Annotated in this window: 12 protein-coding genes; 3 read left to right on the top strand and 9 right to left on the bottom strand. The window is 62.8% G+C overall.

What is annotated here, in order from left to right; genetic code table 11:
• Positions 1 to 108: 108 nt before the first annotated feature.
• Complete coding sequence (locus AMC88_RS02770) at positions 109 to 642, top strand: GcrA family cell cycle regulator (RefSeq protein ID WP_012482559.1); 534 nt, start codon at positions 109 to 111, stop codon at positions 640 to 642.
• 257 nt (positions 643 to 899) lie between these two features.
• Here AMC88_RS02770 and phoB read toward each other — a convergent pair whose 3' ends face one another.
• From phoB to phoR, 8 genes are all read right to left on the bottom strand, one after another.
• A complete protein-coding gene (gene phoB / locus AMC88_RS02765; RefSeq protein ID WP_004672768.1) occupies positions 900 to 1,583 on the bottom strand; it encodes a phosphate regulon transcriptional regulator PhoB in 684 nt (227 codons plus the stop codon).
• Between the two features lie 134 nt (positions 1,584 to 1,717).
• Entirely contained in the window at positions 1,718 to 2,431 is a 714-nt protein-coding gene (gene phoU, locus AMC88_RS02760; RefSeq protein ID WP_004672769.1) for a phosphate signaling complex protein PhoU, read from the bottom strand.
• A gap of 44 nt (positions 2,432 to 2,475) precedes the next feature.
• Positions 2,476 to 3,291, bottom strand: coding sequence for a phosphate ABC transporter ATP-binding protein PstB (gene pstB, locus AMC88_RS02755; RefSeq protein ID WP_004672770.1), 816 nt, complete (start codon positions 3,289 to 3,291; stop codon positions 2,476 to 2,478).
• Between the two features lie 15 nt (positions 3,292 to 3,306).
• Positions 3,307 to 4,626 carry a phosphate ABC transporter permease PstA gene (gene pstA / locus AMC88_RS02750; protein ID WP_064824787.1) on the bottom strand — a complete coding sequence of 440 codons (1,320 nt, stop codon included), beginning with the start codon at positions 4,624 to 4,626 and terminating at the stop codon, positions 3,307 to 3,309.
• On the bottom strand, positions 4,623 to 6,104 hold the full coding sequence (pstC, locus tag AMC88_RS02745) for a phosphate ABC transporter permease subunit PstC (protein ID WP_016734871.1): 1,482 nt from the start codon (positions 6,102 to 6,104) through the stop codon (positions 4,623 to 4,625). The genes pstA and pstC overlap by 4 nt, the downstream gene beginning before the upstream one ends.
• Before the next feature lie 166 nt (positions 6,105 to 6,270).
• A complete protein-coding gene (locus tag AMC88_RS02740) occupies positions 6,271 to 7,305 on the bottom strand; it encodes a substrate-binding domain-containing protein (protein ID WP_012482556.1) in 1,035 nt (344 codons plus the stop codon).
• Positions 7,306 to 7,765: 460 nt separating this feature from the next.
• Entirely contained in the window at positions 7,766 to 8,167 is a 402-nt protein-coding gene (locus AMC88_RS31790) for an endonuclease domain-containing protein (RefSeq protein ID WP_064832925.1), read from the bottom strand.
• A gap of 144 nt (positions 8,168 to 8,311) precedes the next feature.
• A complete protein-coding gene (gene phoR / locus AMC88_RS02735) occupies positions 8,312 to 9,532 on the bottom strand; it encodes a phosphate regulon sensor histidine kinase PhoR (protein ID WP_064824786.1) in 1,221 nt (406 codons plus the stop codon).
• 242 nt (positions 9,533 to 9,774) lie between these two features.
• On the opposite strand from phoR, the gene ppk2 reads away from it, so the two are divergent.
• Positions 9,775 to 10,656 (top strand): polyphosphate kinase 2, encoded by an 882-nt coding sequence (ppk2, locus tag AMC88_RS02730; RefSeq protein ID WP_010020420.1) that lies wholly within the window; start codon positions 9,775 to 9,777, stop codon positions 10,654 to 10,656.
• Between the two features lie 70 nt (positions 10,657 to 10,726).
• Here ppk2 and AMC88_RS02725 read toward each other — a convergent pair whose 3' ends face one another.
• On the bottom strand, positions 10,727 to 11,926 hold the full coding sequence (locus tag AMC88_RS02725; RefSeq protein ID WP_064824785.1) for a hypothetical protein: 1,200 nt from the start codon (positions 11,924 to 11,926) through the stop codon (positions 10,727 to 10,729).
• Positions 11,927 to 12,192: 266 nt separating this feature from the next.
• Between AMC88_RS02725 and AMC88_RS02720 the strand changes: the two genes are divergently transcribed.
• Positions 12,193 to 13,152, top strand: coding sequence for an NAD(P)H-dependent flavin oxidoreductase (locus AMC88_RS02720; RefSeq protein ID WP_064824784.1), 960 nt, complete (start codon positions 12,193 to 12,195; stop codon positions 13,150 to 13,152).
• Positions 13,153 to 13,221 lie beyond the last annotated feature (69 nt).

Below are 13,221 nucleotides of genomic sequence, written 5' to 3'. Positions count from 1 at the left end.
TGCGGCGGAACTAGTCACCAAAATTGATCAGGCGTTTCTTGTTTCGGAGGCTTCCGGGACAACGGTGAGGGATTCTGCCATCACCAACGCAAAAGGTGGAGACAGGGCATGAACTGGACAGACGAGCGGGTCGAGAAACTCAAGAAGCTGTGGTCCGAAGGGCTGAGCGCCAGCCAGATCGCGGCACAACTTGGCGGCGTGAGCCGAAACGCCGTTATCGGCAAGGTGCACCGGCTGAACCTGCCGGGTCGTGCCAAGGCCGGCGGCACGGCGACGGCGGCGCGCACGCCGAAGCGCCAGACATCGGCACCGCGCGCGCCGAACTACGCCTCCCGGATCACCACCCGCACCGTGACCCGCCAGCAGGGCGCAACGATGCTGAAGGAAGAGATCGAGATCGAAACGGTCGAGGAAATGGAATACGTGCCGAAGGGCAACGTGGTCGTGCCGATCTCGCGCCGCCTCGGCCTGACGGAACTGACCGAACGCACCTGCAAATGGCCGGTCGGCGATCCGCTCAAGGACGATTTCCACTTCTGCGGCTGCGAATCCCCTGACAATTCGCCCTATTGCAGCTACCACCAGAAGCTTGCCTACCAGCCGATCAACGAACGCCGCCGGGCGGCAGCGCGCGTCAGCTGAGCCGGCAAACCATTGCTGGAAATGCGAAAACGGGCCGCGTGGCCCGTTTTTTTTTGTGTGAGGGGGTTGGGTGTGGCTGCCCCTCATCCGGCTGCCGCCACCTTCTCCCGGTAAACGGGGCGAAGGGATCAAGCCGCGACGTCTCCGTCCCTCACTGGCCCCTTGCACTGGCCCCTTACAGGGCACGTCCCCTCGCCCCTTTTACGGGGAGAGGGTTAGGTGAGGGGCCGACACCGGCAGAAAAAAATAGAAACCTCTCAGGCTTCCATCGAATAGCCGGCGCCGCGGACGGTGCGGATGACGTCCTGCATGTTGGAGAAGTTCAGCGCCTTGCGCAGGCGGCCGACATGGACGTCGACGGTGCGTTCGTCGACATAAATGTCGTGGCCCCAGACGCCGTCGAGCAGCTGCGAGCGGGAGAAGACGCGGCCCGGCGACGACATCAGGAATTCCAACAGGCGGAATTCGGTCGGGCCGAGGCGGACTTCGCGGCTCTTGCGATGGACGCGGTGGGTTTCGCGGTCAAGCTCGATATCGCCGCATTTCAGCACCGAGGACAGCACCTCCGGGCGGGCGCGGCGCAGCATCGCCTTGACGCGGGCGACGAGCTCGGGGGTCGAGAACGGCTTGACGACGTAATCGTCGGCGCCGGTGGACAGCCCGCGCACACGCTCGCTCTCTTCGCCGCGCGCCGTCAGCATGATGATCGGCAGCCGCTCGGTTTCCGGCCGCATGCGCAGGCGCCGGCAGAGTTCGATGCCGGAGACGCCGGGCAGCATCCAGTCGAGGATGAGGAGATCGGGCGTGCGCTCCTGAAGCCTGATTTCGGCCTCGTCGCCGCGCAGGATGGTATCGACCTCGAAACCTTCCGCTTCGAGATTATAGCGGAGAAGCACGCTGAGGGCCTCTTCGTCTTCAACAACTGCAACTCTCGGGATCATGCGTGTCCGTCTCCTCGCGCACGATCCTTAAACCGGGAGTGATTTAAGCAAGGGATCCCGCGCAAAATCAGAAATTGGCTGCGACCTCTTTGCGCGCCCGGACGGGCGCGCACGCAATGGCTGGTTCGGCACGGTTATTCCGTGGCGGCACCGACGGTGTTGGCGCTGTCGTCCTTCGGACGGTCGCCTTCCGGCTGGGCGCCGGTCGCCATGTAGTAGATCGTTTCGGCGATATTGGTGGCGTGGTCGCCGATGCGCTCGATGTTCTTGGCGCAGAAGAGGAGATGCGTGCAGCTCGTGATGTTGCGCGGATCTTCCATCATATAGGTCAGGAGTTCGCGGAACAGCGACGTGTACATCGCGTCGATCTCGTTGTCGCGTTCGCGAATGGCGGTCGCCTTGTCGGCGGCGCGCGTCGTATAGACGTCGAGCACTTCCTTGAGCTGGACGAGCGCCAGCTCGGACAGGTGCTCGAGACCGCGGGCGAGCTTGCGCGGAACGCCGGTGCTCTGCACGGCGATGACGCGCTTGGCGGTGTTCTTGCCGAGGTCGCCGACGCGTTCGAGATCGGCGGCGATGCGGATCGAACCCATGATTTCGCGCAGGTCGGCGGCCATCGGCTGGCGGCGGGCGATGGTGACGATCGCCTTGTCGCCGATTTCGCGCTCGGTGTGATCGAGGATCACGTCGTCGGAAATCACCTTCTGCGCCAGCGCGGTATCACCGTTGACCAGCGCCCGGACGGATTCGGCGACCATCTGCTCGGCCAGGCCGCCCATTTCGGAAATCCGCCTGGACAGGAACTTCAGATCATCATCATAGGCAGAATAAATATGTGTCGATGCCATGGGGCTTTGTCCTCGAATAACGGGAAGGCTTCGGATGACCGCAATCAGCCGAAGCGACCCATGATGTAGTCCTGGGTGCGCGGATCGTCCGGATTGGTGAACATCTTGTCGGTGTCGTTCTCCTCGACGAGGTTGCCGAGGTGGAACATGGCGGTGCGCTGCGACACGCGCGCGGCCTGCTGCATGGAGTGGGTGACGATGACGATCGTGTAGTTCTCGCGCAGTTCGTGGATCAGCTCCTCGACCTTGGCGGTGGCGATCGGGTCGAGCGCCGAGCAGGGCTCGTCCATCAGGATGACTTCAGGGCTGACGGCGACGGCGCGGGCAATGCACAGGCGCTGCTGCTGGCCGCCGGAGAGACCGGTGCCGGATTCGTGCACGCGGTCCTTGACCTCGTTCCAGAGGCCGGCGCGCTGCAGGCTGGTCTCGACGATCTGGTCGAGATCGGCCTTCGACTTGGCCAGGCCATGGATGCGCGGACCGTAGGAGACGTTTTCATAGATCGACTTCGGGAACGGGTTCGGCTTCTGGAACACCATGCCGACGCGGGCGCGCAGCTCGACGACGTCAATGTCCGGATCATAGATATCGTCGCCGTCGAGGGTGATCTTGCCGGCGACGCGGCAGCCCTCGATCGTGTCGTTCATGCGGTTGAGGCTTCGCAGGAAGGTCGACTTGCCGCAGCCCGACGGGCCGATCAGCGCGGTTACGGTGTTTTCACGGATGTTCAGGTTCACATCGAAAAGCGCGCGCTTCTCGCCGTAGTAAACCGAGACATCCTGTCCGATCATTTTATACGGGACGTTGCTCATCTTCTGATCCAGCGCCTTTTCAACTGCAGCTTCCGTCAACATGTTCATGATGTTTAACTCCGTTTACCAGCGGCGCTCGAAGCGACGACGCAAGAGGATGGCGCCCATGTTCATGACGATCAGGAACAGGAGCAGAACGATGATGGCACCCGAAGTACGCTCCACGAAGGCCCGTTCGGCCTCGTTCGCCCACATATAGACCTGCACCGGCAGGGCCGTCGAGGGCTCGAGCGGTGTCGCCGGCGCGTTGGCGACGAAGGCGACCATGCCGATCAGGAGCAGCGGCGCTGTTTCGCCGAGCGCATGCGCCAGGCCGATGATCGTGCCGGTGAGGATGCCGGGCATGGCAAGCGGCAGGACATGGTGGAACACCATCTGCATCTTCGAGGCGCCGAGGCCGAGGGCTGCGGCGCGGATCGACGGCGGCACGGCGCGCAGTGCGGCGCGGGTGGCGATGATGATCGTCGGCAGGGTCATCAGCGTCAGCACCAGGCCGCCGACCAGCGAGGCCGAGCGCGGCAGGCCGATGAAGTTGATGAAGACGGAAAGGCCGAGCAGACCGTAGACGATCGACGGGACGGCGGCGAGGTTGTTGATGTTGACCTCGATCAGGTCCGTCAGCTTGTTCTTCGGTGCGAACTCCTCGAGATAGATCGAGGCGGCAACCCCGATCGGCAGCGACAGCGCCAGCACGATCAGCATCAGGTAGAGCGAGCCGATCAGGGCGACACCGAGCCCGGCAGCCTCCGGACGGCTGGAATTGCCGTTGACGAAGAGGCCGGTGTTGAACTGCTTCTGGAGAGCGCCGCTCGCCTTCAGCTGGTTCATCCAGGTCACCTGCTTGTCGTTGACCTTGCGGTTCTTCTCATCGACGGAGAGATCGATCTGGCCCTTGTTGGCGCTGTCGATATTGGCGTCGGCGAGCAGCGAGACATTGACCGTCTTGCCGATCAGCGAGGGATCGGCGACGACCATGTCGCGCAGCTGGATCGGCGCACTCTTGGACAGCATGGCGGATGCATCGCGCACGTCAGGCTTGCTCGAGGCATTGATATTCAGCTGTTTGACGATCGCGTCGCGCAGCAGAACCGGATAATTGGCGGCGATCAGCACCGAAGGGTCGGTCGCACGCTTATTGCTGGGGTCGATCGTCTTCTCGGAGAATTCGATCGGCAGGGTGATCGCCGTCTGCTGGAAGGCGGTGTAGCCCTTGCCGATCACCGTCCACAGCAGGATGAACAGGAAGACAAGACCGAAGATGATAGCGGCGATGCCATAGGCCTGGAAGCGGCGTTCGGCGGCGTAGCGGCGCTTGATGCCGATATCGCGGCGGGCGGGTGCCTTGGAAACGGTAACACCTTGGGGAGAAACAATATCCGTCATTCGTACTGCTCCCGGTATTTGCGCACGATGTAGAGCGCGTAGATATTGAGGCAAAGCGTGATGCAGAACAGGGTGATGCCGAGGGCAAAGGCAACCAGCGTCTGCGGCGAGGTGAACTCAAGGTCGCCCGTCAGCTGGTTGACGATCTTGACGGTCACCGTCGTCATCGGCTCGAAGGGGTTGATCTGAATGCGGGCGGCGACACCGGCGGCCAGCACGACGATCATGGTTTCACCGATGGCGCGCGAGGCGGTCATCAGCAGTGCGCCGACGATGCCGGGAAGGGCTGCCGGCAGGACCACCTTCTTGATGGTTTCGGAGCGGGTGGCGCCGAGACCGAGCGAACCGTCACGCAGGGCCCGCGGCACGGCGGTGATGATGTCGTCCGACAGCGAGGACACGTAGGGGATCAGCATGATGCCCATGACGATGCCGGCCGTCAGAACGCTCTGCGCCTGGATGAAATTGGTGTAGCTGCCGGAGAGCAGGCCGCTGATCTCAGCGGAGAAATCGCGCAGGAACGGACCGACGGTGACGAGCGCGAAGAAGCCGTAGACGATCGTCGGAATGCCGGCCAGCACTTCGAGCAGCGGCTTGGCGATGCCGCGCAGCTTCGGCGAGGCATATTCGGCCATGTAGATGGCGGCGAACAGCCCGACCGGCACGGCGACCAGCATGGCGACCAGACCGATATAGAGCGTGCCGAGCAGCAGCGGGATCAGGCCGAACTGGCCGAAGGAGGAGCTGCCGGCGCCGGCAAAACGCGGGTCCCAGACGGTGCCGAAGAAGAACTCGCCGGCGGGAACGACGGCAAAGAAGCGCGTGGCTTCCGACAGCATCGAAAGCACGATGCCGATCGTCGTCAGGATGGCGATCGAGGAGGCGAGCAGCAGCGCCCAGAGCATGACGCGCTCGACGCGGTTGCGGGCACGGAAGCGGGGCGCGATGGAGCGCAGCGCGTAGAAGGCGCCGGCGACGGCCAGAAGGAAGACGACCGCGGTCATGGCCATGCGGCTCGTCAGGCTCATGGCGTTGAGCGTTTTGGCGGCACTGACCATGTAAGGCTGCGGCTGGCCGGCAAGCGGCACGCCCTTCTCGCTGAGCTTGGCCTGCAGGGCAGCCGGATCGTTAGCGACCGCATCGGTTTCGGCCGATGTCAGCATCGTCAGGCCGCGGGCGACGGTCGCCACCATCGAATAGCTCAGATCCTGCTCGACGGCGGCCTGGGCCTTGACGTCGGCAGGGAAAGCGCCGCGAACCGAGGACTGGATGATGCCGGGGCTGACGGAGAGCCAGATGCAGAGAACGATGAGGGCCGGAAGAACGGCCCAGATCGCCGCATAGGCGCCGTAATAGGCTGGCCGTGAATGCAATGCGGAGGACCTGCCTCCGGCAAGTGCCGTGGCGCGGCTGCGGGCGACCAGATAGGCGGCGGCGCCGATCACCACAAGGCAGAGAAGTATGATGGATGTGCTCATTCGTTACGTCCCCAGGCCCACAGCCCCAAAACCCCGGCGGCTTCATCAGCCTGCCTTCGCCTTCCAATCATGGAGAAGGAATTCAACCCTGCAACGGACAGGCCGGCGCGCAGGGACATAAAGCAATGCCGGCGCGGGCTCAGAGAGCACCGCGCCGGCAAAGTTATTACATGGACTTGCCGGCTTCGACGTCCTTGCGGATCGCGTCGCGCTCGGCATCCGGAGCGGCAACGAGGCCGTATTCAGCCAGCGGGCCGTCGGGGCCGATCATCTGGTCGGATACGAAGAAGTTGACGTATTCCTTCAGGCCCGGAACGGCGCCGAGATGTGCCTTCTTGACGTAGAAGAACAGCGGGCGGGAAACCGGGTAGGTGCCGTTGGCGATCGTTTCGGTGGACGGAACGATGCCGTTCACGCTGGCGACCTTGAGCTTGTCGGCGTTGTTTTCATAGAAGGAAAGGCCGAATACGCCGACGCCGGTCTTGTTGGCGGCGATGCGTGCCAGGGTTTCCGGATAGTCGCCGTCGATGTCGACAGCAGCGCCGTCCTTGCGGACTGCGACGCAAGCCTTGCCCTGGGCAGCCTTGTCGGAGATTTCCTTGGCGATAACGTCGAGGGCGCCGGAAGCCTTGCAGCCGGCGGCGAGAACGTTCTGTTCGAAGACTTCGCGGGTGCCGTGCTTTTCGCCCGGGATGTAGGCAGCGATATCAACAGCCGGGAGCTTCGGGTTTACTTCCGACCATTTCTTGTAGGGGTTGGCGACGAGCTTGCCGTCGACGACGACCTGGGCTGCAAGAGCCTTGTAGATGTCGGCCGGAACGTAGGCGACATCGGGGTTGGACGAGTCGGTTGCGAAGACGATGCCGTCATAACCGATCTTGACTTCCTGGATGTCGGTTACGCCGGCTGCCTTGCAGGCGTCGGCTTCGTTCTTGTTGATCGGACGCGACGCGTTGGCAATGTCGATGGTGTCTTCGCCGACGCCCTTGCAGAATTCCTTCAGGCCAGCGCCCGTGCCGCCGGATTCGACGACCGGCGTCTTGAAGTTGGTGAAGGTCTCGCCGAAGGACTCGGCAACGATCTTGGCGTAAGGCAGGACGGTGGACGAACCGGCAACCTGAATCTGGTCGCGGGCGACGGCAGCGCCAGCGAAAGCAGCAGTTGCAGCGAGCGCGGCAACGGTGAGCTTGAAGGTGTTCATTAAAATCTCCCGCATTGGGCTTGTGTGAGTGCGGCCTAAAGAGGCCCCCGCAGTGCCATTTTTCATCGGCGGGACTCTCTTAGCGCTGTAAGCACCGTCCTTTTATGTCAAATCGGTGAAACATTTGTGACAGGTTAAGATACTGAAAGGAAAAGCAATTCTAAAACGCATCAAGGAATGAATGTCGACGGCCCGGCAAGGCGGCGCCTTCGATCTACCTTTCGTTGTAAAAACCTTCAGCGCATCTCAAACGGGGCCGATAGACGGCGCGCACCTGGAGGGGCGGTTGGGGTTTTGGCTTGGGTCATCGAAGTCATGCCGTGTGATTTGCCCCTCAACCTAACCCTCTCCCCGCAGGCGGGGAGAGGGGACGTGCCATACGAAGGGCCGCGTTAGTCCCCTCTCCCCGTAAAACGGGGAGAGGGTTAGGGTGAGGGGCAAATCACACGGCACACCATCACTAATCGCACGCAGCGGGAAAGAATCGCAGATCCGGCGCCTCCACCCGTTCGGTCAATCGTCCGTCGCAGACTGCAAGAATAGTATCCAGCACGGATGGCAGTTCTCTCAGTACGTCCACATTCCAGAAGCGAACGACCGACCAGCCATTGCCGGTCATGAACGCATCTCGAATTGCGTCTCGTGGATTGTCTGCGTGTTGGCTGCCGTCGATTTCGATCACCAGCCGCAGTTCACGACAGGCGAAATCCGCAAAATAAGGGCCGATCGGCAATTGCCGGACGAATTTATGTCCGCTGAGCCGCCGATCGCGCAGCTCGTTCCATAAGTTGCCCTCCGCGTCGTTATCGGACTGACGCAGTGATCGCGCTCGGGCGGTGGTTTTTGGCTTGGGGCCTCTCATTGGAGTCGTTCCGTGTGATTTGCCCCTCACCCTAACCCTCTCCCCGTTTTACGGGGAGAGGGGACTTAACTCAGCTGTCTCGCATGGCACGTCCCCTCGCCCCGCCTGCGGGGAGAGGGTCAGGGCGAGGGGCAATCTCTATCGTCAGAACCGCACGGTAAAATCGGTGCCCTTGCCGACTTCGGATTTGACGATCAGGCGGGCGCGGTGGCGGGTGAGGATGTGTTTGACGATGGCGAGGCCGAGGCCGGTGCCTTTTTTCGAACGACTGTCCTCGATGCTGACGCGGTAGAAGCGTTCGGTCAGACGTGGCACGTGCTCGGCCGGGATGCCGGGCCCCTTGTCGATGATGCTGACCTCCACCGGCCCGTCGGCGCCGTTCTTCAGCCGGACGTCGACGACCTTGCCTTCCTGGCCGTATTTGCAGGCATTTTCCATCAGGTTCTCGAAGACCTGGACGAGCTCATCGCGGTCTCCCAGCACCTCGACCTTGCCGTCGGGCAGATGCAGGTTGATCTCGACGCCGACGTCTCTGGCCAGCGGCACCAGCGAGTCGCGGACATGGCCGAGCAGCGGCACCAGGTCGACCTTCTCATCCGGCGCGATGTGCGATTTCAGCTCCAGGCGCGAGAGCGACAGGAGGTCGTCGACCAGCCGGCTCATGCGTGTCGTCTGGTCGAACATGATGCCCAGGAACTGCGCCTGCGCCTTCTGATCGTTCTTCGCCGGTCCCTGGATGGTCTCGATGAAGCCGCGCAGCGAGGCAAGCGGCGTGCGCAGCTCGTGGCTGGCATTGGCGACGAAATCCGAGCGCATGCGGTCGATGCGCCGGACCTCCGATATGTCGCGGAAGGAGAGGATGAAAAACCGCTCACGCTGGCCATCGGCCTGGAATTCGACCGGCGCGCTGCGGACGATATAGACGCGCTCGGACGGCAGCCGTTCGGCATGCTCGATCTGGTTCGGCGCATTGGTGGCGATGGTTTCGCGCACCATGTCGAGCACGCCGGGCGAGCGCAGCCGGGCCGAGATATGGGCGCCGAGCACCACTTCGCCGAAGGCCTTTTCGGCGGCGCGGTTCTGGAAGAGCACCGAGGCGTCGTCCGACAGCACCATGACGGGAATATCGAGGCCGGCAAGCGTGGCGGAAACATCAGGCAGGCGGCTCGGCGGCGCTTCCGGCGCTGTCTCCTCCGGTTCGGCGGGCTCCGCTTTAAGCACCGGCGCCTCGTTGAACAGCGCCGTCAAGCTCATGACGAGCAGGAGCACGAGCACGACCCACTTGTTCATGCCGGCGGCAAGAGCAATCAAGGCGCTGAGGATGGCCGCAAGCAGTACTGGCCGTTCACGCCGGATGCGCGCCAACAGGCTTTTTCTCCATGGGATTTCGTCTTGCAAGTGCCCTCGCGGCGTCGATTCGTTTTCTTTATATTGGAACTCTGCCTGATAGCGGCAATTCATGACAGAAGTTTTCGGCTGGCGCCGCCGAAACGAAAGGCCACAGCAAAAGCTTGAGAAAAAATCGCCGGCGGCAAGCGAAAGATTTGATTTTCAACGTTGAATATGTTCGCCTGCGCAGGGATAAACCATCAGCGATGGAGGAGCATATGGGCGAGGATGTCGAAAGCAGGGCCGTTGAGCTCGATATCCGCGGCAAGAAGCGCATCTTCGACGTCGACGACCCGGTTCTGCCGGACTGGGTGGAGGAACAGGCGCTGGAATCCGGCGCGTTTCCCTACAAGAAGAAGCTCAACGAGGAGGACTATCTCGCCCAGCTGGAAAAGCTGCAGGTGGAACTCGTCAAGGTGCAGTTCTGGCTTCAGGCATCAGGCAAACGGGTGATGGCGCTGTTCGAGGGACGGGACGCGGCCGGCAAGGGCGGCGCGATCTCGGCCTCCTCGGCGCATATGAACCCGCGCCTTGCCCGCGTCGTCGCGCTCGCCAAGCCGACCGAACGCGAACAGGGGCAATGGTATTTCCAGCGCTATGTCGCGCAGTTCCCGACATCGGGCGAATTCGTGCTGTTCGACCGCTCCTGGTACAACCGCGCCGGCGTCGAGCCGGTCATGGGCTTCTGCACGCCGCAGCAATATGAAGGCTTCCTCAAACAGGCGCCGCAGCTCGAAAAGATCATCGCCCATGAGGGCATCTTCCTGTTCAAGTTCTACCTCGATATCGGCCGCGAGATGCAGCTCAAGCGGTTCCACGACCGCAGGCACGATCCGCTGAAGGTCTGGAAGCTGTCGTCGATGGACATCGCGGCGCTGACGAAATGGGGCGATTACAGCGAAAAGCGCGACCGGATGCTGAAGGAAACGCATACGGATTTCGCGCCATGGACCGTCATCCGCGCCAATGACAAGCGGCGGGCTCGTCTGCAGCTCATCCGTCACATGCTGAACAGGATGGACTATGACGGCAAGGACAAAACGGCACTCGGCGAGGTCGACGAAGAGATCATCGGCTCCGGCCCCGGCTTCCTGAAATAGATCCTCCGCCGCAGCTGCCTGATGCCTTACAGCGCCGCCCCTCTCAGGTGCAGCGCTGTAAAAAGCGCCGTCACTGCCCCGGCAGGATGCGGATGGCGAAGAGGTTGATGCCGCGCGCCTTGCCGTCGAGATCGCTGTTGATCGTCAACGTGCCCGGCGAATTCGGGGCGAGCGAGCGGTCGAACTTCACCTGCAGCAGTGCATCCGATTTTTCGCGGGTGACGTTGAAGCGATGGCGGGCGCAATTGCCGAGCGACTGGAAATCGCATTCGACCGTCACCTGCGTCGGCTCGTCGGTGGTCGATTGCAGCGTCAGCGCTATGGTCGAGGATTTGCCGGCAAGCTGCTGCAGCACCGAAGAGGGAACGCTGACGGAGATATTGCCGTCAGCCGCGCCGCTTTCGGAAATCAGGCGGACGGCGGGACCGTCATTCTCGGTGATATTTTCGGTGCGGGCCCGCGGGCCGCTTTTGATCTTGTCGGCCTCGTCAGGCTTGAACACCGGGATCCAGTCGGCCGAAAAACTGTTCTGCGGATCGATGGTCACCGGCTGATCGGTGTGGGTGGCAGCATCATCGGCGCTGTCGTCATTGCCGGTGAAATCCTCCGGCTGGGTGCTCGCCGGCGGATTGGCGACGCTGGTGTCGCGCTCGGCCGCCGTCAACAGCAGGCCGGACGTATAAGCCCACCAGGCGCCGATGCCGATGAAGGCGAAGAGCACGCACCAGACAAGAAGCCGCGAAAAGAACTTGCGCGGCTTGCGGCGGCCCGCCGCCCGTTCCGGGCGGAAATCCATGCTGGTCGCCCGTTCGCCGCGCGTCAGCCGCTCCTCGCCGGCCGGGGCGGCCGAGAGATGATCGGCATCGCCGGCATGAACGTTGCCGAGGCTCGACTCGTCGCTGCGGTGCATGACCACCTCGGGAGAGCGGGCTTCGCCGGCGGCCATCGGACTGTCGATCAGGCTGTCGATATCGGTGACGTCGCCCCGATGAACCGGCGGCGCCGGCATTTCGACAACCGGCGGCACCGGCACCTCGGGCGGCCGCTGGCGGGGGTGGAGCCGATCGCGCTCCTCGCCTTCGATGGCATGAATGGTGCTTTCCAGGCGGTGGCGGTGATGGGCGACGGCGTCGGCATCGGTAATATCCTGCTTGCGCAAGCCGGCTTCCAGCGCCTGGCGGGCCGACTGGTAGATCCTCGCTCGGACTTCCGGATTGTCGCGATCGGCATTTTCGAGCGCTGTTCTGATGGCCGTTTCTAATCCGCTCACTTCACGTCCTTCACCTTGAACCCGGCGTCGGACCGCAATCCCCGCCGTTCTCCATCAAAATTCGGTAGCGGCAAGTGCGGCAAACCGCAAGCCTTGCAGGCCCGCCCACTGTTGACTCAGGCGATATTCGCCAGCTTTCCTATCCGTTCTGCGGGCCTGATATATCGGGGTGAAATCGACGAAGGCATGGCAGCCGCTCTTTTATCGGCTTTTCTTCTCTGTTATGAGATTGACGTTTTCGTAAACGTCAATACGAGCGGTGAACCATGGCCCTGCCCCCGATCCTCAAGGACAAACTCCGACTGCCGGTGATCGGCTCGCCGCTCTTCATCATCTCGCACCCGGCGCTCACCCTGGCGCAATGCAAGGCAGGCGTCGTCGGCGCCTTTCCGGCGCTGAACGCCCGGCCGGAAAGCCAGCTCGACGAGTGGCTGGCCGAGATCACCGAGGAGCTTGCCCGCCACGACGCCGCCCATCCGCAGCGGCCGGCCGCCCCCTTTGCCGTCAACCAGATCGTCCACATGTCGAACAAGCGGCTGGAGCATGACCTGTCGCTCTGCGTCAAATACAAGGTGCCTATCGTCATCTCCTCGCTCGGCGCCGTGCCCGAGGTCAACGCCGCCGTGCATTCCTATGGCGGCATCGTGCTACACGACATCATCAACAACCGCCACGCCCATTCGGCGATCCGCAAGGGTGCCGATGGGCTGATCGCGGTGGCATCGGGCGCCGGCGGCCATGCCGGCACGCTGTCGCCATTCGCGCTCGTCCAGGAAATCCGCGAATGGTTCGACGGGCCGCTGCTGCTTGCCGGCGCGATTTCGACCGGGGGCGCCATCCTCGCCGCAGAAGCAATGGGCGCCGACATGGCCTATATCGGCTCGCCCTTCATCGCCACGCAAGAGGCGCGCGCCGCAGACGCCTACAAGCAGGCGATCGTCGAAGGGGCCGCCGCCGACATCGTCTATTCCAACTATTTCACCGGCGTGCACGGCAACTATCTCAAGCCCTCGATCGTCGCTGCCGGCATGGACCCCGACAACCTGCCCGTCGCCGACCCTTCTAAGATGGATTTCGAACAGGCGACCGGCGGCGCCAAGGCCTGGAAGGACATATGGGGCAGCGGCCAGGGCATCGGCGCCGTCAAGGCCATCGAGCCGGTGGCCAAACTCGTCGACCGGCTGGAGGCGGAATATAAAGCCGCCCGCGCCCGGCTTTCGCTCTGAAGGCGGTCTTCCACACCCCTGCCCTCTTTTTTGCCAAAGGCATGACAGGGTGCTTGAAATCTTCGGACA

The organism is Rhizobium phaseoli (assembly GCF_001664385.1).
GTDB lineage: Bacteria > Pseudomonadota > Alphaproteobacteria > Rhizobiales > Rhizobiaceae > Rhizobium > Rhizobium phaseoli.
The sequence above is the reverse complement of the archived record's forward strand: the minus strand, read 5'-3'. Positions and strand labels throughout refer to the sequence as shown.